Annotated in this window: 18 protein-coding genes; 14 read left to right on the top strand and 4 right to left on the bottom strand. The window is 37.9% G+C overall.

The window, feature by feature from the left end:
• Window positions 1-143 precede the first annotated feature (143 nt).
• Entirely contained in the window at window positions 144-752 is a 609-nt protein-coding gene (locus A9P82_RS08210) for a DUF3347 domain-containing protein (RefSeq protein WP_066206557.1), read from the top strand.
• 68 nt (window positions 753-820) lie between these two features.
• Here the strand turns inward: A9P82_RS08210 and A9P82_RS08205 are convergent, their stop codons facing one another.
• Window positions 821-4570: a DEAD/DEAH box helicase gene (locus A9P82_RS08205; RefSeq protein WP_066209739.1), complete on the bottom strand. Its 3750-nt coding sequence runs from the start codon at window positions 4568-4570 to the stop codon at window positions 821-823.
• Window positions 4571-4864: 294 nt separating this feature from the next.
• Here A9P82_RS08205 and A9P82_RS08200 point away from each other — a divergent pair, with 294 nt between their 5' ends.
• From A9P82_RS08200 to A9P82_RS08155, 10 genes are all read left to right on the top strand, one after another.
• A complete protein-coding gene (locus tag A9P82_RS08200) occupies window positions 4865-5566 on the top strand; it encodes a hypothetical protein (protein WP_066206554.1) in 702 nt (233 codons plus the stop codon).
• Window positions 5567-5713: 147 nt separating this feature from the next.
• Entirely contained in the window at window positions 5714-5911 is a 198-nt protein-coding gene (gene rpsU, locus A9P82_RS08195) for a 30S ribosomal protein S21 (protein WP_066206551.1), read from the top strand.
• A gap of 70 nt (window positions 5912-5981) precedes the next feature.
• The gene (locus tag A9P82_RS08190; RefSeq protein ID WP_066206549.1) at window positions 5982-6911 is read left to right on the top strand and encodes a tyrosine-type recombinase/integrase; all 930 of its coding nucleotides are present in this window, start codon (window positions 5982-5984) and stop codon (window positions 6909-6911) included.
• On the top strand, window positions 6911-7282 hold the full coding sequence (locus A9P82_RS08185) for a diacylglycerol kinase family protein (RefSeq protein WP_066206546.1): 372 nt from the start codon (window positions 6911-6913) through the stop codon (window positions 7280-7282). Before A9P82_RS08190 ends, A9P82_RS08185 begins: the two co-directional genes overlap by 1 nt.
• Before the next feature lie 350 nt (window positions 7283-7632).
• Complete coding sequence (locus tag A9P82_RS08180) at window positions 7633-7899, top strand: histone (RefSeq protein WP_066206544.1); 267 nt, start codon at window positions 7633-7635, stop codon at window positions 7897-7899.
• 95 nt (window positions 7900-7994) lie between these two features.
• Entirely contained in the window at window positions 7995-9662 is a 1668-nt protein-coding gene (locus tag A9P82_RS08175; protein WP_082915278.1) for a DNA polymerase/3'-5' exonuclease PolX, read from the top strand.
• Between the two features lie 124 nt (window positions 9663-9786).
• Entirely contained in the window at window positions 9787-11292 is a 1506-nt protein-coding gene (locus A9P82_RS08170; RefSeq protein ID WP_066206542.1) for a SprT-like domain-containing protein, read from the top strand.
• Window positions 11293-11325: 33 nt separating this feature from the next.
• Complete coding sequence (locus tag A9P82_RS08165; RefSeq protein ID WP_066206540.1) at window positions 11326-12171, top strand: hypothetical protein; 846 nt, start codon at window positions 11326-11328, stop codon at window positions 12169-12171.
• 8 nt (window positions 12172-12179) lie between these two features.
• Window positions 12180-12440 (top strand): hypothetical protein, encoded by a 261-nt coding sequence (locus A9P82_RS08160; RefSeq protein ID WP_066206538.1) that lies wholly within the window; start codon window positions 12180-12182, stop codon window positions 12438-12440.
• Window positions 12441-12457: 17 nt separating this feature from the next.
• The gene (locus A9P82_RS08155; protein WP_066206536.1) at window positions 12458-13168 is read left to right on the top strand and encodes a hypothetical protein; all 711 of its coding nucleotides are present in this window, start codon (window positions 12458-12460) and stop codon (window positions 13166-13168) included.
• A gap of 195 nt (window positions 13169-13363) precedes the next feature.
• Here the strand turns inward: A9P82_RS08155 and A9P82_RS08150 are convergent, their stop codons facing one another.
• From A9P82_RS08150 to A9P82_RS08140, 3 genes are all read right to left on the bottom strand, one after another.
• Window positions 13364-14758, bottom strand: coding sequence for an OmpA family protein (locus A9P82_RS08150; RefSeq protein WP_066206533.1), 1395 nt, complete (start codon window positions 14756-14758; stop codon window positions 13364-13366).
• A gap of 99 nt (window positions 14759-14857) precedes the next feature.
• Window positions 14858-15937, bottom strand: a complete 1080-nt coding sequence (locus A9P82_RS08145; protein WP_066206530.1) for an Ldh family oxidoreductase — start codon at window positions 15935-15937, stop codon at window positions 14858-14860.
• 105 nt (window positions 15938-16042) lie between these two features.
• Window positions 16043-17305, bottom strand: coding sequence for an aspartate kinase (locus A9P82_RS08140; RefSeq protein WP_066206528.1), 1263 nt, complete (start codon window positions 17303-17305; stop codon window positions 16043-16045).
• A 162-nt stretch (window positions 17306-17467) separates the two neighbouring features.
• Between A9P82_RS08140 and A9P82_RS08135 the strand changes: the two genes are divergently transcribed.
• From A9P82_RS08135 to A9P82_RS08125, 3 genes are read left to right on the top strand one after another with little or no spacing between them, the layout of a single operon-like run.
• Window positions 17468-17899, top strand: coding sequence for a hypothetical protein (locus A9P82_RS08135; RefSeq protein ID WP_156522630.1), 432 nt, complete (start codon window positions 17468-17470; stop codon window positions 17897-17899).
• Between the two features lie 47 nt (window positions 17900-17946).
• A complete protein-coding gene (locus A9P82_RS08130; RefSeq protein ID WP_066206523.1) occupies window positions 17947-18708 on the top strand; it encodes an ABC transporter ATP-binding protein in 762 nt (253 codons plus the stop codon).
• Between the two features lie 40 nt (window positions 18709-18748).
• Entirely contained in the window at window positions 18749-19312 is a 564-nt protein-coding gene (locus A9P82_RS08125) for a YfiT family bacillithiol transferase (RefSeq protein WP_231891126.1), read from the top strand.
• Window positions 19313-19328 lie beyond the last annotated feature (16 nt).

Here is a 19328-nt window from a genome sequence, read left to right as displayed (position 1 = left end):
CCTTTGATAATATATTAATTTCAAAACAGATGAAATGAGCCATAAGAACTTTGCATATCCAAAGCGATGATTATTTATGGCGAAACGGAGTTCGGCGAAGCCAATTCCATGTGACAAATAAAAAATAATAAAAAAATAAACAGATGAAAAAAGGCTTAACCATTGTACTTGCGGTTGTTGTATGTTTTGCGGCTTATCTTTTTTATGCACACAGAAAAGATAATAATAATGCGGAAAAGGCAAAGCCTTTAACCATCAGCAAGAATAGTGATGCTTTTAATAACTCCGTTCAATCTACGCTGGACGAATATTATAAAATGCACGATGCATTGGTTGGCTGGGACTCTGCTGCAGCAATTGACTCGCTTGGCGATTCACTCGCAACGCTCGCAGGTAATATTCAGTTTAACGAATTGAAAGCCGATACTTTATTGGTCCGTACGGCACAAAATTACGCAAGCGCAGTTGTTGCAGAATGTAATGCTATGAAAAATGATGCGGCAATTTCGGAACAACGAAAAAGCTTTTATACTATTTCCGAAAACTTATTTGATTTATTGCGTACCGTGCAATACGACAAAGGCACGGTTTATCATGTGCTTTGCCCAATGGCTTTCGGAGAGGACAATGAAGGGTATTGGTTGAGCGCAACGCGCGAAGTTATCAATCCTTATTACGGCAATAAAGACCCGAAACATGGCGCAGCCATGCTGCATTGCGGAAGCGTGGAAGATTCGATAAGTTTTAAGTAAGACATTTATATGCTCACATTCAAATTAAAGTAACTGACTTTGATTGCTACTATAATAATTCTTTATTTCTAACTGAACAAATACTCAATATCCTCTCTTGAAAGATTTTTCACGAAACCGCCGTCGTCCGAAATAAGTTCGTTGGCAAGCGCACGTTTCTTTTCCTGCAATTGTAAAATTTTATCTTCAACGGTATCTTTACAAATCATCCGGTATGCAAAAATATTTTTCGTTTGCCCTATTCGATGCGTGCGGTCAATCGCTTGCTGTTCCACCGCAGGGTTCCACCAAGGGTCAACGATGTAAACATAATCCGCAGCCGTTAAGTTTAAGCCCACACCGCCGGCTTTCAGCGAAATGAGGAACACACGGCATTCATCGTCGTTCTGGAAATTCTGAATCGCTTTTTCACGGTCATTAATAGAAGTGCTTCCGTCGAAATATTCATATTTGATGCCGAGCGCTTCGAGCTTTGTTTTTATCAAAGAAAGCATTCCGAGAAACTGCGAAAAAATCAATGCTTTGTGATTGCTCAGATTCTCTTCCAGTTCCTTGCCAAGCTCATCAATTTTTACGGAGTAATTGGGATAATCATCGTCTTTCAAAATCGCAGGACTATCGCATATCTGGCGTAGCTTCATCAAGCCTTGCAGAATGGTTAGTTGAGAACGTTGTACGCCTTGCTCTTCAATCAGCCCGAGAATTTTATCACGTACATCGTTGCGGTAAGCATCGTAAATTTTTCGTTGCTGCGTGCCCATTTCGCAGAATAAAACCTGTTCTGTTTTTGCAGGCAAGTCTTTTGCCACTTGCTCTTTTGTTCTGCGTAGAATAAAAGGAAATAATAGCTTGCGCAAATGTTCCTTTTGTTGCTGCTCGCCGAATTTGTCAATCGGAATAGCAAACTGTTGCTTGAACCAATCGATGCTTCCTAACAAACCGGGATTGAGAAAATTCATTTGTGCGTAAATATCGAACGTATTATTCTGCAACGGCGTACCGCTCAAACACAGGCGGTTACTCGCTTTCAGCAAATTGACGGCTTTTGCTATTTTGCTTTGCGGATTTTTTATTGCCTGACTTTCGTCCAATACAACATACGAAAAATTGATTTCGGAAAACTCTTTAATGTCGCTGCGCAATGTTCCGTAAGTTGTGATAATAATATCAATCCCTTCGTCTTTAATGTGCGTGTAAGAACGTGTCGAGCCATGATGAATGAAATAAGAAATATGCGGTGTGAATTTTTTAATTTCATTTTCCCAGTTGTACAACAAGGAAGTTGGGCATACGACTAAGGCTTTAAATGTTTCACTATTTTTTTTCAGATGCGATAAAAATGTGAGCGTTTGGATGGTTTTGCCAAGCCCCATATCATCGGCAAGAATGCCGCCCCAATGCACATCGTTCAAATAGTTCAGCCATTGAAATCCAGACAATTGATAAGGTCGAAGAATCGGTTGCAGATGCTCCGGCGCATCTATGGGCGCAATAGAATATTTCTGCCTGATGTTTTCATATTTTTCTTCTAATTGAAAAATAAGCTCGCTTTCGTCGCGCTGCGCATACAATTCATCCACCACGCTGAAATGATATTTGCTCAAACGCAGAGAACCATTTTGTGCATCGCCTACCTGGAAAAGCAACGAATATTTTTTCAGCCATTCTTCGGGCAATACGCCAAGTGTTCCGTCTTTAAGTTCTACAACCTGCTGCTTGTTGCTCAGCGCTTTTTTAAGTTCTTCGATGCTTACTTTCTGTCCGCCGAAATCAATATTAACTTTCGCGTCGAACCAATCGGTATTGCTGCTGAGGTTGATGAGTGTTGTAGGTTTCGCCGTGTTGAATTTATATTTTTTCAGCGATTCAAATCCGTACACGGGAACGTTCATATCGCGCATGGCATCTACAAAAAGAAAGAACCAGTTGTTTTTCAATACTTCTGTTCCTTTCAGCGCCAACGCATATCGATTGTCGATAACGGCGAAGCCTGAATGTAAGGCTTGTACCTTTTGGAAGAAAATATTTTCCGCTTCTTTATTGCGATGAATAATCAGTAATTTATCGTTTTGCGGAATAATGATTTTGTCATTGTCCTGTGCGGAAATTTTGTGATTCAGGTAAATGAATACAGGTTCTAACACCAGATAATCGCCTTTTTCGGAAAGGTTAACTCTTATTTCGGGTTCGATATTGGCAAGCTCTTCCTGCGCAATACCGGAGAAATTTACTTTGTAATTTTTAGACAAGGGCAATACAAAATCGTATAACGCGACTTCCCAGGTGTCTTGCGGAAAAAACATTTTTCCGCCGGGTAAAAATTTATCGGCAATCATTGCATCTTCTGCATTGTGCCACAAGTAAAATTGATTTTCCACCTGAAAAATCAGTGGACAGTTCAGCTCGTTTTCATCAATACGTTTTTCGCCAAGCAATGTATCTACATTACAAATAATTTCATAGCCGTTTTCGACTGAAAGCACTTCAAACGACGGCGACACGTAATTGATGGAGTAGTTTGCCAGCTCTATGTTTGCCGATTGCAAATTTTTGCCCGAAGGCAGGTAGAACGTGAAATAATTATTGGCTGTGGATTGAAACAGTTTTTTGTATTTGGGATATAAATATTCGATGATGAGCTTGCGCGTATCTTCGGTAAGCGGCTCGTCGTGCTGTTGAATAATGTTGTCCCAGATAGCACTGAACGGCGAGTTTCTGTTGAGATAACGCGAAACTTCCGAAGGCATTATTTTGCGAAGCTGTTGTATAAGCTGTTTGTCTTCTTCATCAAGTTTATCGGCATTGACGAATTTGTTTAAATCAATTATTTCAATTGGACTGATGAATGTATTTTGTTCCTCATTTACTTCGGCTTTTACAGGCGTGAATTTAATGAAAGGATATTGCTGTTCGTCTTGCTGCAACACAATGCCTGCCTTTTGATTTGCTTTTTCTTCAAGCACATCTACTTCTTCTTTCAGAGGCTTTGCCGGCACGGTTTGCGGGTTGTAAACATTCGGATTTGCCACTCTTTTGATGGATGTATCCAGCACGCGTAAATAAGGTTTTCCGTCTTTGTAAGAGAATTCAAATTTGTTGTCCAAATCATCATCCAAAGAATAACCGTATAAGCCGAGCAATTGATTTTTTTCTCTGTCCCAGTTGCGGATGCTGTCGAAAAAGTCTGCACCCGATTTGCCTAACAATTGAAGCAATACAACGGCTTTGTGCATACACACGGGATGATGCGTATCGCTGTTACAGTCGCAGCTTGTATCAAAATTTCTTTCTTTGTTTTTTTGGATGATAACGTTATAAGTATTTTTATCAACGGCAACTTCCGCTTTGACGATTTCGTTTTCGGCAGAGATAATTACGGCTTTATCTGTTCTTAAAAACTCTTCTGCCGCTTCAAAGTTTTCCCGGGAAGTAAGTAAGCGAATTGAAGGTAATTCAATCCGTTTCATGTGGAGCACGGTATGTTGTTGCTGAAAATTTGCTTCCATGCCGCCAAGCCGGTTGCTGTCGCTCATTTGCTGTAATTCAAACAAGACTGCGGCTTCGTGCTTGCACATATCGCTGAGGTTATAAGGGCAAGTGCATCGCAGGCTCATTTCCTGCGGATTTTTGTAATGCAATACATGTACTTTGTACCAACTTGCATACGCATCGTCCTTTACGCGGAAATGTATGGATGCAGCCAGTTCATCGTGCTGGATAATTTCGATATTGCCGGAGTTGAAAATCTTTTTACCGCGTTTGATTACTTCTTCCGTTCCGTTGCTGTATATGTATTTTATGAAATGAGGTAAAGCCAAAATTGAATTTTTTAACCAATAAATTTTGCAAAAAAGCAATTTGCAAAGGTACTCATTTTACAGGTATTTTTTCAGAAGTTTTGGCTTTAATTATCCGGTTTTACAGAAAAATTTATGTTTTTATACAATTATGGTCTGTTCTTTGTTTAATATTAATTTTCGCTATATAACTTACTGATATTTTTTATAAATTCGATGTTTTAACATTTATTTTAAATCGTTTGCGTTGCTTGGCACGGTATCTGTCTTTTTACTAACTGAAGTTTAAACATTCACTTATTAAAAAAATTAGTTATGAAAATCAAACATCTCATGTTGTCGGCAGCTGCAGTAATGGTTGGGATTGCAGCTTTTGCCCAAGACACGCTTCCCAAAAAGGACACAACCACTAAAAAAGACAGTGTGGTATTTGCAATGTTAAGCAATCCGGTAAGTTCAGGAATGTTCCAGGACACAACCAAAAAAGACACGACTACTAAAAAAGACAGTCTTGCTTTGGCTATGTTGAGTGCTCCTGCAAGCTATGGTATGTATCAGGACACGACTAAGAAGGACACTGATACTACCAAGAAAGACAGCCTTGCTTTCGCGTTGTTGTACAGCCCGGTTGCAAACGACGGTATTTATCAGGACACGACTAAGAAGGACACTGATACTACCAAGAAGGACAGTCTTGCTTTCGCGTTGTTGTACAGCCCGGTTGCAAACAATGGTATTTATCAGGATACCACTAAGAAAGACACAGACACTACCAAGAAGGACAGTCTTTTGGCTTTCGCATCTTTCAACGTTCCTGTGAACAATGGCATTTATCAGGACACGACTAAAAAAGATACGGACACAACCAAAAAAGACACGCTTGCTTTAGCTATGCTGAAAGTGGCAAAGCTGAGCAATGGACAGTCTGCCGCACTTTTCAACGGAAATCAGCACGAAGCATTGAGCGACGGAAAGGTATTGTCCGTTGCATCCAAAGAGTTTGACACCACTGCATAAACTTATTTTAGTTTCTGCTAATCAATCAAACGATTTTGAAATCACTCGGAAATATACCGAGTGATTTTTTTATAGATATTTATTTGCTCAGTTGGGCAAACTCCTCTATCTTTGCGCATCTTTTAACCAAAAGGGGGTATATTAAATATGTTAATTATTGACTCAAAAGATTGTGAAAACATCGACAAAGCACTCAAAAAGTATAAAAAGAAATTTGAGAAAAGCAAAACTTTGTTAGAGCTGAGAGAACGTCAGACTTTCACAAAGCCGTCTGTAAAGCGTCGCACGCAAGTGTTGAAAGCTGTTTACAAACAAGGCATCGCTTCGGGCAAAATCGAAAAATAGTTTTCACGCTTTTTGTCAAAGCAACATAATTTTTAGCCGTAAAGTTTTATAACTTTATGGCTAATTTTTTATGGATACATCTGCCGCATATCTTCAATCTTTTCTGGATTATCTGCAATTCGAAAAACGTTTTTCGGAACACACTATTCTTGCGTATAAAACCGATCTGTTGCAATTTTTTGATTTTACAGCCATATGTTATCCGGAAACTTCCGTGAAAGAAATAAATGCGCTTATGATAAAATCGTGGCTGGTTTATTTGAAGGAACTGCTGAAGCCGACGAGCAACAAAAGCATCCATAGAAAAATATCAAGCTTAAAATCTTTTTATAAATTTTTGTTGAGAGAAGAGGTAGTAAAGAGCTCGCCTATAACTACAATTGTGTTGCCGAAAATAAGCAAACGGTTGCCTTCATTTTTAAGAGAAGAAGAAGCCAATAATTTGATAACCGAAAAAGACGACGAAGACAAACCGAAAAAGAAAAAAGAAGAAAGCGCCTGGGATAAAAGAACCAATCTGCTTGTTGTAAAGTTGTTTTACGAAACAGGAATCCGCTTAAGCGAATTGATTAATTTGAAAGAAAATCAAATCGATAAAAGTTATTGTCAGATAAGAGTTGTCGGCAAAGGAAATAAAGAACGCATTATACCTGTTTCAACAGATTTGCTGCATGAAATGCAATTGTATATTTCCGAAAAACCAAGTAGGATAGATGGTGTTGATAATTTTTTTGTAAGCGAAAAAGGCAAAGCGTTATATGCAAAGAAAGTTTATAATGCCGTAAAGTCTTTGATGATTGAAAATGAAATTTCGTTGAAGAAAAAAAGTCCGCATGTGTTGCGTCATACATTTGCTACACACTTGATGAACAATGGCGCAGACCTTAACGCCGTAAAAGAATTACTGGGTCATGCGAGCCTTGCAGCAACTCAGGTTTATACGCACAATACCATTGAGCAGCTGAAAGAAATTTATAAAAAAGCACATCCAAAATCGTGATGAACTCCAAAGAAAAATTTTCATTTAAAAAACGATTGGCAAGTTTTCGTTTTGCATTTAACGGACTGAAATTATTTATCAAAACAGAACATAACGCATGGATTCATATTGCCGCAACCCTTGTAGCTATTGGGTTTGGAGCGATGTTTAAAATTTCAAAAACAGAATGGATTGAAATTTTTATTGTAATAGGTTTTGTATTTTCAATGGAAATAATAAACGCTGCAATAGAACGGCTTTGCGATTTTATTTATCCCGATGAGCACGAAATTATTAAGCAAATAAAAGATATTTCTGCTGCTGCTGTTTTGGTAAGTGCGCTTGTTGCATTGATTGTCGGAGTCATTATTTTCTTGCCGAAAATATTTTAATCGATATCGCTCGTTCGCTGAAGTGCTTTATTCATCAATGTTTCAGCGTGTCTTATTTTTCTTCTCATTTATATTTTATAGAAAAAGAATTGTTTTTTTGGAGGGCAAATGATAATAATAAGAAAAAACTTTTTGAGTGAAAACTTCTTTTTTCGTTATGTAATTATTTTTATAGATGCGCTGAAAGCCTTTATTCATCAATGTTTCAGAGGATGATTATACTTAAGTTGTAATGAGTGTTGTGTGTTGCCGATATACGTGCATAAAAAAATTAATTAAAATTTTTTTTCAGATAATATAAAACGTTATACTTTTACTACATATTTACTAACCATTAAATTTTATTAAACATGGCAACAGCAAAAAAAGCAGCAGCTCCCAAAAAAGCTGTAAAGAAAGCGGCTCCTAAAAAAGCGGCAGCTCCAAAGAAAGCAGCACCTAAAAAGGCGGCAGCTCCCAAAAAAGCAGCAGCGCCTAAAAAAGCTGTAAAGAAAGCGGCTCCTAAAAAAGCGGCAGCTCCAAAGAAAGCAGCACCTAAAAAGGCGGCAGCTCCCAAAAAAGCGGCAGCGCCTAAAAAGGCTGCAAAGAAAGCGGCTCCAAAGAAAGCAGCAAAGTAATGGTAGCTTTTTTGAAACAGATATAGCCCCGAATTTTTCGGGGCTTTTTTGTGCGCATGAATGAATTAAGTAAGTTGCAATAAATTCAAAAGATTATGATTACGAATAAGGGAATCGCTGCGAACTTCAAGCTGCTCGCGCAATTGATGGAATTATACGGAGATGATAGTTTCAAAATAAAATCATATAACAATGCTTCCCGTACCATTGAGAAATTACCTGTTGAATTAAGTTCTTTGCAGGAAGAAAAAATATTTTCAATCGTCGGAATTGGCAAAGCCATCGGCAATAAAATATTGGAACAATTTGAAACAGGCAGTTTCCGTGTGCTGAACGAATACATTGAAAAAACTCCACACGGCATTCTGGAAATGTTACGTATCAAAGGGCTTGGACCGAAAAAGATTGCAACCATATGGAATGATTTGGAAATAGAATCCATCGGCGAGTTGTTGTATGCGTGCAACGAAAACCGTTTGATGTTATATAAAGGTTTTGGCGAAAAAACGCAGAACAATATTCGCGAAGCGATTGAATTTTATCTCGCAAATCAAGGAAGTTTTTTGTTTGCTGAGATTGAACAATATGCTTTGTCATTCGATAATTATTTAAAAAAATCATTTCCCGATTATACATTTTTATTGACGGGTGCATTTCGCCGAAATGCAATCACCATCGATGTTTTGGAATGGCTTACAAATACTCCGCAAAACATTATCGAACAAATTATCGAAGCGAATGAATTTGTTTTAAAAGAAAATACAGATGCATTCATTCATGTAAAAACACAGGCAAATCTTTCGATTCATTTTATTCAATCGCCCAAAGAAAAAATCGTTAACGAATATTTTAGTCATAATTGCAGCGAAGCGTTTTATGAATCATTTATTGAGAAATTTCCTGACGTAAAAACGAAAAATTATTCATCGGAAGAAGAAATTTTTTCTGAGAATAAATTACAATTTGTTCCTGCTTATTTACGAGAAAATAAAAAGTGGATTGATGTTGCCGAACAAAATGCTTTGCCAACATTGATTGAGACAAAAGACATCAAAGGCATTATTCATTCGCATAGCAAATGGAGCGACGGCGGAAGCCCTTTGCGCGAACTAGCTGAATACGTGAAGCAGCAAGGGTTTGAGTATCTCGTCATCAGCGACCACTCGCAGTCAGCATTTTATGCACAAGGTCTTTCGCCCGAAAGAATTGTTGAGCAACACAAGGAAATTGATGAACTAAATATTTCGTTAGCGCCGTTTAAAATTTTTAAAAGTATTGAAAGCGATATTCTCAACGATGGCAATTTGGATTACGAAGAAGCTGTTTTAAAATCATTTGATTTGGTTATCGCATCTGTTCATTCCAATTTAAAAATGAATGAAGAAAAAGCGATGCAACGCTTATTGAAAGCGATTGAAAATCCTTACACAACTATTCTCGGACATCCAACAGGAAGATTATTATTGAGCCGCGCAGGTTATCCTGTCAATCATCAAAAACTGATTGACGCCTGCGCTGCAAACAAAGTTGTGATTGAATTGAACGCCAATCCGCATCGCCTTGATATTGACTGGCATTGGATAGATTATGCCTTGGGAAAAGATGCGTTGATTTCTATCAATCCCGATGCGCATTCGCTGAAAGGCGTGCATGATATACGTTTCGGCGTATTGGCTGCGCAAAAAGCGGGTGTTACGGCAAAGCAGAATTTAAGTAGTTCTGGCTTGAATGAGTTTGAATTATTCATCCAACAAAAAAAATAGATAAAGGAGCGTTCATCTCGTTATCTATCTACTTGCAGAAAAGTTAGGAAAGCCAAAAAAATTTTTTCATTTCAGAAATAATTTGTTAATTTCGATAACAATTAATCATGAAATAACCTTGACTATGAAGACAAAACACTACTTACTTTTACTCTTTGGAATATGCCTGGTTGTATATGCTTGCAGAAAAATAGAACTAAATAATACGCTTGTCGATACAAAGACTAAGGCTGAAGCGTGGCTGAAAGAAAACGGCGGCAATTACAAAAGCCAGACAATGAGAGCACAATTGCCGGATAGTTCCTTTGTTCAGGGGAAATTAAGTTGGGAGCAGGGTTCTGTGTTTATTGCAGACAGTCAAACCTATTTGCGGGTTCCGTTTATTTTTGAGACTTTTGGCAAAAACATACCGGCAAATAATAAAGATGCTTATACGACTTACCAACTTGTGTTCCGGGTAAAAGATACAGGATTTAATGCCGCTTTACAAATTACTTTATTGAATGGTACTATTACCGATGTTTCTACAAAAAAGAAACAGACAGCAACTTTACAAACATATTTTTCTCTGAATGGTAAAAAATTAAATTCCTATTGGCGGCGAGCCTCCGATGTTCGAGCCTCTGCAATAAGCTTTACGCCCATTCCTTCGGATGTAATCTACAAATTGGGAACAACAATCAGCCGGCCGAATAAAAATATCGGCAACACACACGGTACAATAGCATATACAGCCGAAGAAGGGGGTTCTGGCGACGGCGATTGTACGCTTACCGAAGAGACACATACCGTACCCGGCCCTTCCTATTCATTATCGGACGGCACGGTAGTAGTAACAACTATTAGGATTACCGATTACAATTATGTATGTACCCCCCACACACAACAGGAAATAAGTTGGCTTGATGATAGTCCCGGTGGCGGCTATCCTGATGATATCCCCGAAGCACCGCCGGAAAAAACAGAGACTGATAGTTTTTATTTTGATACAAGTATATTGAATAATCCTTGTTCTAACGCTGCTTTAACTAAAGTATTAGGTGCTAATGATTCTATTGTAAATCTTGTAAAAAATGTTTTTGGTACAAGTGCTACTGTAAATTTAATTTTTAAAGAAGTAAGCGGCTTAACAAGTGCAGATGGCACAAAGCAAGTATTGGGGCGGACGGACTACACTAATAATGGCAAACAGGATACAATCTATTTGAATAGCTCATTATTGAACGGCACTTCTCAAGAATATATAGCAAGTGTAATTATACATGAAATGACACATGCGTATTTAGCCAATACAAACCCAACCGAGTTTTATAACCAATTAGCATCGCATAAAGAAATGGCAATTGATTATATAGGAAAGTTTGTAGCTACATTAACCCACTTATATCCTACTTTACCAGAAAAAAATGCTGCTGCATTATGTATCCAAGGTTTAAATGATGTAAGTAAGAATTATCCCGAGCTTATTGACGCTTTAAGACTACAATACGGATTTGACGATAGTTCTGAATATGGCGACTTAAATTCCGTAGTTCATTATGCTGAACCATATTCGGAGGATAACAACTATATATTGGACCCAGACCCTTCAGTACCCAATCAAGGTCGTAAGGGAACTAGATGCCAGTAAATATTTTATAGCATACGTCTTATAAATAAAAAAATGAATATGCACTCTGTAACAAAAAGAAGGATTTCAAAACTATTGTTTCTTACAACAATAGTCAACGTACACATTTCCTTAATAGCACAGACAAAAGACCATAGAAATGAAACAGAAACAATTGCGTTTATGAATTATATTCGAGATAGTGTTTTAAAAATAGACACTTGGGCTACTCGCCTTTATTTCCAAAAGATAGAAGCAACAAATATGTTTGGAGAACCTAATTATGCGCGGGTTTGGAAACTGAAAACAGATAATGTATTTACTGATAAAGAAATTGCTTATATAGGTCGCCATATATTAGATACATCGACCTATATGCTTACAGATAAAATGCTGAGATATGCTTACGCTAAACCAGAGACAGTTAGTTATGATTTTTATAAATTAGCAGATGTACTTAAATTTTTTATTGAATACTACAATAGCGGAACATTCAAAATCGCTGAAAATAGTATTGACACTATACATATCGATTCATCTGTTTATAGAGCGATTGTAAATACGTATCCTCCTAAAAAGGAAATTCATACTAAATTAGATAGTATGGGAAATCTGTTTGGCAAGGCTATCGCTGACAAAGTCACAAAAGATGTTAATGAGTATAATCAAACTGCAATTAAAATTCAAAACTATATTCAATCTATGATAAAATCATATAGGTACCAATTTGCACGCCCTATTTTTATAAGGCATTATACATATTGTGTTCTGATATATTCTTATGGAAACGATACTTTTAACGGTAGTGGCACTATACAAATATTCAAAAAGCAACATGAAAAATGGACGCTATATAAAACATTGGTCAAACGTTTTTCTACAGGACACGATGTATATTAAACTTTCTTTTGACGACGGACATTACAGGGGACAAGAATTCTATAGACTTCAATAAGATAGCGGGAGTTTTAGAAGATATTTTTAATATACCTGATAGAGATGCTGAAGCTTTGGGTATTGATGGATTGAGAGATATAACGACTCCTATCACGTTTCAAGAATTATTGTCTGAGTATGGGTTTAATGATGATGAAACTAGTAGAGAAAGTATAGCCTTTTCTGTAATGCCATATGGGCAAACTGGTGACAGTGGAACACGATGTCAATAATACTAACCAAATACACTATGAATACTATCAAAAAAATAATATTATCCACAGCGCTTCTGACCGTTTATTCCTTTATCTATGGACAGAGCACACAAAAAAGCGATAAAGAAGTAATTGCATTCGTAAATTATGCAAAAGCAAATATTTTCAAAATAGATGTTTCGCCCATTTATCAATTCAATAGAATAAAGAATGAATCCATTTTTACGTTTCCTGAATATGAGCATAATTGGCACGGTGTTTTTAGCCGAAAAGAGTTAGATTATATTTTTAAGCAGATGAAGGATACAACTAATAAATCTGTTTATATCGCCCAGAATCATCCATCTCAAAGTGATTCTTTAGGATTTTTGTTTTATAAATTATTTGATTTGAAAGCACAAATCGAACATTATGGAGATAAGGATTCTATAGACATTTACTCTTTAAAACAAATTTCTGCTGATTGCTCTGTGTGTAGTACAGATACTGTACGCCGTAGCTTAGTAAACCGTTTTACAAACGAGTATAATCAATCAATTAATTCTATTAGAATTTTTATAAAAAAGTCGATTAATGAGTATTCATACAAATATTCAAAACCAATTTTCGTAAGAAACTTCAAATATTGTGTTTTTATATTTAGCCATGAAGGAAGAGGACATATTCAGGTTTATAAAAAAGCAAACGGAATCTGGAGTCTTTATAAAACAATAGTTGATTTTTCGACAAATGAAGGGCTTTATTAGTTTTTGATTTGCTTATATTTTTATTTACTGCTGAATGACTACTTCTGAAAAGGAACATGATGTGATAATTAAAAACAACGATGCTATGGGGCATAAATTACTACCGAATTGCTACAAACATATATGAGTTTTCAACCTAAAACAAAAAAGCAGGTAGAATTTTCTACCTGCCTTTTATTGGATTTTATTAAATGATTAATATAAAGTAAATTCCACGCGACGGTTTTGCTGGCGACCATCAGGCGTGTCGTTGGAAGCAATCGGTTGTGTATCGCCATAGCCCACAGCTTCGATGCGCGAAGCGTTTGCGCCTTTCGATACCAGATATTGTTTTACCGCTTCTGCCCTTTCTTTTGAAAGACGCATATTCAGTTCGGAACTTCCTGTGTTATCTGTATGTCCGGCAAGTTTCAGGCTGAAATTTTTATTGATTAATAATTCCGCTACGCCATCCAGGCTTTGGAATGATTCAGGACGAATGGTTGCCTTATTGACATCAAACTGCAAATCTTTAATCGCTTCATCCACCACTTTTCTGTCTTCCTGCGTTACCACTACTTTTTCTTGCTTGATGATTTGTTTAGGTTGCGGCAAAGGACATCCCGAACCATCCACACGAATGCCGCTTTCCGTACCGGGACATTTATCATGCACATCGGGAACGCCGTCGCCATCGCTGTCTTTGTTTAAATCATCAATCTTTTGTTGAAGCGATGCAACATCTTCATCATGCTTTTGATTGGCTTCGTCTAACTGGTTTTTCAGGTATTGGTTTCTGTCCCACAAATCCATTGCAAGCTGCGCTGCAGGATTTACAACCGCCAATTGCGGTTTACTTTTTTTACCCAAAGCAAATTCAACTCCAACATTTACGGAAGAAAATTTATCATTGTGTCCGCTGCCTGCAACACCGTCGAAGTATTGACTATTCACGAAATTTACTTTATATAACAAATCAATATTCACGCCGCGTGCAACATTGAATTTTGCACCAACGCCAACAGGTATGAAGAATGGTTTTCTGTCGCCCGGCTTTTGGTTAATCGCATAACCCTTATCATCAATGTAATCATAATCGCTACTGCCTGAGACTTGCGGACGATAAGCAATAGCACCGCCACCGGCAGAAATATAAGGAATCACGGTTGCCTGTTTGTTCAACCAATTAATAGTGCCAAGTGTAAACACGCCGCTTAACGATGCAGACCAGTTAATATCCGTTTTAAATTTGGAAACCGGCGCAAACACATCATCTCCAATGGGTGTTGTCCTAAATGAAGTTTGATTTGCTTTCTGCGAACCTTTTACTTGCCCGCGCATAAAATCCAATTGCAAACCGAAGGCGTGAAAAATTTGTTTTTTGATATATGCGCCGTAAGTCAATCCTGCATTATGAAAGTCATAATTCTTAAAGTCATTATTACCAAACGGACTGAAAGCCCAAGAACCGCCGCCATACACGCCAATCGACCATGTACGGTAATCTGCCGTTCCCGTAAAAGGCGTAACTCTTGGTATAGAATCGTTCTGCGCCGTTGCGCAACCTGCAGCCATGAGCGCTGCTGTCGTGAAAACTGTTTTTAATTTCATATTTCTATTTTAAGTGAAAAGTATTCTCCTATGAGGAAAATTTATTTCGTTATCATATTCCAAAAAAAGTGCCTGTTTGTAAAATTTATTTATGAATTATTACAATTGAGGCACATTTAATTTTTCAGCCAGCTGCGACAAATCTTCTGTAACCTTTGCCAATAAAGGAATTCCGTGTTCTTTGTGCTTTGCTTCCGCTTCTCTTTCCGGGTCGCCGGGAATGAGAACACGTTCTTGACCTTCTACGGTTTTTGCACTTCTGAAACGCTCAATCCAATTATCTATATGCTGAAAAAAATCTTCTTTCGGACGAAAAGCATCTACGCGCATTGCCCCGAAAAAATGTCCCAAACCTTCGCCGGGCATATTTTGCGGCATCGGAATATATGCAGGAAACGGCGGTGCCCAAGGTCCGTAAGACGCACCGCTCAACACGGCAGAAAAAATATCAACAATGCTGCCAAGCGCATAACCTTTGTGACTCGCGTGTTCTCTGTCGCTGCCAAGCGGCAACAATGCACCACCATTTTTTATGACATTTGCATTTGTTGTGTTCTTACCGTCTTTTGTTTGCGCCCAGCCAAGCGGCATATCTTCGTTCTTTCTTTGCAATACTTCGAGCTTTCCGTTGGCTGCTGTTGTAGTTGCAAAGTCTGCAACAAAGGCCGGCTGCGACTTTGCGGGGATTGCAACTGCAATTGGATTTGTTCCCAACATTCGTTCAATGGAAAAAGTTGGCGCGACCAAAGCGCTCGCATTCGTCATCGCAATGCCAATCATATCGTGTTCCAAAGCCTGCATCGCATGACAACCTGCAATGCCGAAATGGTTGCTGTTCTTCACACTTGTCCAACCTGTGCCAACATTTTTCGCTTTATCAATCGTCGCTTGCATTGAATAATGTGCGACAACTAATCCAAGTCCTTTATCGCCGTCAATTACAGCCGTCGATGGCGTTTCATGAATGATTTTTATATCAGGATTTGCATTCACCCTTCCTGTTTCCCAAAGACGAACATAACCGCTTAAGCGCGCAATTCCATGACTTTCAATTCCACGCAAATCTGCGCTCAGCAAGGCTTTTGAAGCAATGGTCGCGTGTTCATCGGAACAGCCGATTTTTTTGAAAACGGAAAATGTGAATTGATATAAAGTGTTGTATGAAAATGTTGTGGTCATTGTTCAATTGCTTTATTGTTTAATTGTTTTGAGAAAACGGAACGCTAATTTTTTATGATAATTATGATTAATCTTCTCATCCAAAAAATCTTACAAAATCCTCGTTCAGACAAATAACACTTGAACAATAGCCTCGCTTTGCTGCAACAAAATTTTTTCTTTCCCTTCTACATATTTTTCTAAAGCAGAATCGTTGTAATGCCGCAAAGTCAATAAGCTAAAGCCTTTCGCGATTTGCACATCAAAAGCCTCGCTTGCTTTTTGTCCGAATGCTTCAATTTTTTCTGAAACATCATCTACTGCAATTTGCAAACTGATGGCGCCTGTCTGAATAAGATTCGGTTTTATTTTCAACGAGTTGAAAATTTTGTAGAGTTTTGTTACAGGTTCGTCTTCGATGAAAGAAAAATCCAATGTGCGCAAAGTGAGCAAAGCTTGGTTATTCTTTAAAATTATAATAGGTGGAAGTTGTGATAACTTTTGGTTATCAATGGTTGTTCCGGGCAAACCTGTATCAAGAAAAGATTTTACAAGCAACGGAATATTTTTATTCTGCAAAGGCTTAATCGTTTTCGGATGAATTACCTGCGCGCCGTAATATGCCATTTCGATTACTTCGGCATAATTGAGGTGTGAAATATATTCCGCTTCTGGAAACGTTTTCGGGTCGGCGTTCATCACGCCTTCAACGTCTTTCCAAATCGTCAGGCTTTCCGCATTAAAAATATTCGCAAAAATTGCCGCGCTGAAATCGCTTCCTTCACGACCCAAAGTCGTGCTTTCATTGTCTGAAGTACAACCGATAAAGCCTTGCGTCAAAACAATGTTCTTTTCTTCAAACATAGGCTGCATCAGCATTTCAGCGGATTTTGTTGTGAAGCTCCAATCAACAATCGCTTCCCGGAAATGACTATCTGTGCGCAATACGTCGCGCACGTCGAGCCAAGAATTTTTTATTTTTACTTCGTTGAGATAAGCGCTCACAATGCTTGTACTCAGCAACTCGCCAACGCTTACAATTTGGTCGTAATAATAATTGTATTCCCGCACAGGTTTGTCGTGCAGCAGCCATTCAATTTCGGTAAATAAATCTGCAAGCCGCGCGATACATGCGTTGAACTCCAATACCAGCAAGTATTTCGCAATCGTAAGGTGTTGTTTTTTGATGTCGTCGAACAAACGCAAAGCATCATCTTTTCTTTGTGCATAAAATGATTCAGCAACTTTTTCCAGAGCGTTCGTTGTTTTGCCCATTGCGGAAACAACAATTAATAATTTTTCATCCTGGTATTGTTCTATGATTTTCGCTACATGCCTGATGTGATCAACATCCTGCACACTTGCGCCGCCGAATTTGAATACTCTCATTTATGGAATTTGGGAGCAAAGATAAGCGTAAGAAAAAGAAAATGTTTATTTGATAATGACAGAGAAAATTGTTTTCACAATACAAAAATCATTAACTTCGACTATGATTAATTGAAACTAAATTTTTTAATTATGAAAACTGCAAAATACGTTCTTAGTGCAATGTTTTTTATATCAATTATCGGCATTTCTCGCGCACAAAAAATTAATGAACTCGGAAGCATAAACATATTTCTGAATAAAAGCAGACTTTTCAAAACCGACAGTTTCAAAAGCATTACTCCATTTGCAGATAAATTCTCAATCATTAAGAACCAATCTTTGCGATTCAAAAATAATTATCGTTTCTACGATTACAAACCGATAATCACTGATGGCAGAAATAATGTAGCCGCATTCTTTCAAAATCGTTTAAAGCAGAATCCTTCTGTTCTGTCACTTGATGTGCCTGCACCTGTTTTTCTCTACAACAACGGCAAAGGCTTCGATGTTTATCAATCTTCGATTGACAGAATGTCGATTTTAAAACCTGATAAAACTTTCAAATCGAATATGCCGAATGCGAAAGTTAAGAGTATATCAACCGGTAAATAATGATCTCTCAAAATCGTTATTCAGATATTCTTTCTTAATTTGCACTCATGCAAACTCCCATTATTTCCGTAAAAAATTTGACAAAAAAATACGGCGATTTTGAAGCCGTAAAGGGTATTTCGTTTGACGTTTATCAAGGCGAAATTTTCGGTTTGTTAGGACCGAACGGCGCGGGCAAATCCACCACGCTTGAAATCATTGAAACCCTGCGCGATAAAACAAGCGGCGAAATCATTGTCGATGGAATGAACCTTGACAAACAACCGAATGATATTAAAAAGATTATCGGCGTGCAGTTGCAGTCCGCAGGTTATTATCCGGGATTATCTTTAGCTGAATTGGTGCAGATGTTTGCAGGCTTGTACAACAAAAAGGTCGATTCGCTGAAACTATTGGATTCAGTGAATTTGCGCGACAAAGCAAAGAATAAATTTAAAGAATTAAGCGGCGGCCAAAAGCAACGTTTTTCTATTGCAACCACGTTAATCAACCAACCGAAAATTATTTTTTTGGATGAACCTACAACAGGTCTCGACCCGCAGGCGCGCCGCAATTTGTGGGACTTGATTTTGGACATTCGTAAGAAAGGAACAACCGTCATCATCACAACGCATTACATGGATGAAGCGGAATTTCTTTGCGACCGGATTGCGATTATCGACTCGGGAAAAATTATTTCATTAGATACACCCGATAAAATGATAGACGATTTGGTGGCAACAGGTTTTGAGCGTCCAAAGCAAGTAAAGCTCGCCAATCTTGAAGACGTGTTTTTAAATTTGACGGGGAAAACATTGCGGGAAGATTGACCATGATTTGTGGGATTTTAAGGATTGTGAGGATAACTTATTGACTAATAACAGACAACAAATAACAGATAACAGAACCATGCCCGACCTTCACTATCCCATCGGAAAGTATGAGCCGCAACCGTTTTCAGAAGATTTAAAAAAACAATGGTTGAACGATATTGCCTCGTTGCCCGAAAGGCTGGAATATGCAATTATTAATTTGGATGAGGAACAACTGCAAACGCCTTACCGTGGCGGCGGTTGGACGGTGCATCAATTGGTACATCATATTGCGGATAGTCATATGAATGCATACATTCGTTTTAAGTGGGTTTTAACGGAAAATAATCCTACGATTAAAACATATAATGAAAAACTTTGGGCAGAACTGAATGATGTGAAAACATTGCCTGTAAATATTTCCATTACGTTGCTTCATGCACTGCATCGCAGGTGGGTATCGGCTTTACAGGATTTGAGCGATGATGATTGGAACAAAACTTTATATCATCCCGAAGCGGAAAAAGAATTGACGCTTTGGTATATGTTGGGAAATTATGCTTGGCACGGAAAGCATCATACAGCGCATATAAATGCGTTGAGAGAAAGAATGAATTGGTAAAACAAAAAATAAATTT

The organism is Arachidicoccus sp. BS20, from assembly GCF_001659705.1.
Classification (GTDB): Bacteria; Bacteroidota; Bacteroidia; order Chitinophagales; family Chitinophagaceae; genus Arachidicoccus.
This window is presented reverse-complemented; position numbering and strand designations above follow the sequence as displayed.

Excerpts from the sequence above, each read along its gene's own strand:
- A9P82_RS08210 (WP_066206557.1), top strand. The coding sequence starts at position 144 with ATGAAAAAAGGCTTAACCATTGTACTTGCGGTTGTTGTATGTTTTGCG.
- A9P82_RS08200 (WP_066206554.1), top strand. The coding sequence starts at position 4,865 with ATGAAAATCAAACATCTCATGTTGTCGGCAGCTGCAGTAATGGTTGGG.
- rpsU (WP_066206551.1), top strand. The coding sequence starts at position 5,714 with ATGTTAATTATTGACTCAAAAGATTGTGAAAACATCGACAAAGCACTC.
- A9P82_RS08190 (WP_066206549.1), top strand. The coding sequence starts at position 5,982 with ATGGATACATCTGCCGCATATCTTCAATCTTTTCTGGATTATCTGCAA.
- A9P82_RS08185 (WP_066206546.1), top strand. The coding sequence starts at position 6,911 with ATGAACTCCAAAGAAAAATTTTCATTTAAAAAACGATTGGCAAGTTTT.
- A9P82_RS08180 (WP_066206544.1), top strand. The coding sequence starts at position 7,633 with ATGGCAACAGCAAAAAAAGCAGCAGCTCCCAAAAAAGCTGTAAAGAAA.
- A9P82_RS08175 (WP_082915278.1), top strand. The coding sequence starts at position 7,995 with ATGATTACGAATAAGGGAATCGCTGCGAACTTCAAGCTGCTCGCGCAA.
- A9P82_RS08170 (WP_066206542.1), top strand. The coding sequence starts at position 9,787 with ATGAAGACAAAACACTACTTACTTTTACTCTTTGGAATATGCCTGGTT.
- A9P82_RS08165 (WP_066206540.1), top strand. The coding sequence starts at position 11,326 with ATGAATATGCACTCTGTAACAAAAAGAAGGATTTCAAAACTATTGTTT.
- A9P82_RS08155 (WP_066206536.1), top strand. The coding sequence starts at position 12,458 with ATGAATACTATCAAAAAAATAATATTATCCACAGCGCTTCTGACCGTT.
- A9P82_RS08150 (WP_066206533.1), bottom strand. The coding sequence starts at position 14,758 with ATGAAATTAAAAACAGTTTTCACGACAGCAGCGCTCATGGCTGCAGGT.
- A9P82_RS08145 (WP_066206530.1), bottom strand. The coding sequence starts at position 15,937 with ATGACCACAACATTTTCATACAACACTTTATATCAATTCACATTTTCC.
- A9P82_RS08140 (WP_066206528.1), bottom strand. The coding sequence starts at position 17,305 with ATGAGAGTATTCAAATTCGGCGGCGCAAGTGTGCAGGATGTTGATCAC.
- A9P82_RS08135 (WP_156522630.1), top strand. The coding sequence starts at position 17,468 with ATGTTTTTTATATCAATTATCGGCATTTCTCGCGCACAAAAAATTAAT.
- A9P82_RS08130 (WP_066206523.1), top strand. The coding sequence starts at position 17,947 with ATGCAAACTCCCATTATTTCCGTAAAAAATTTGACAAAAAAATACGGC.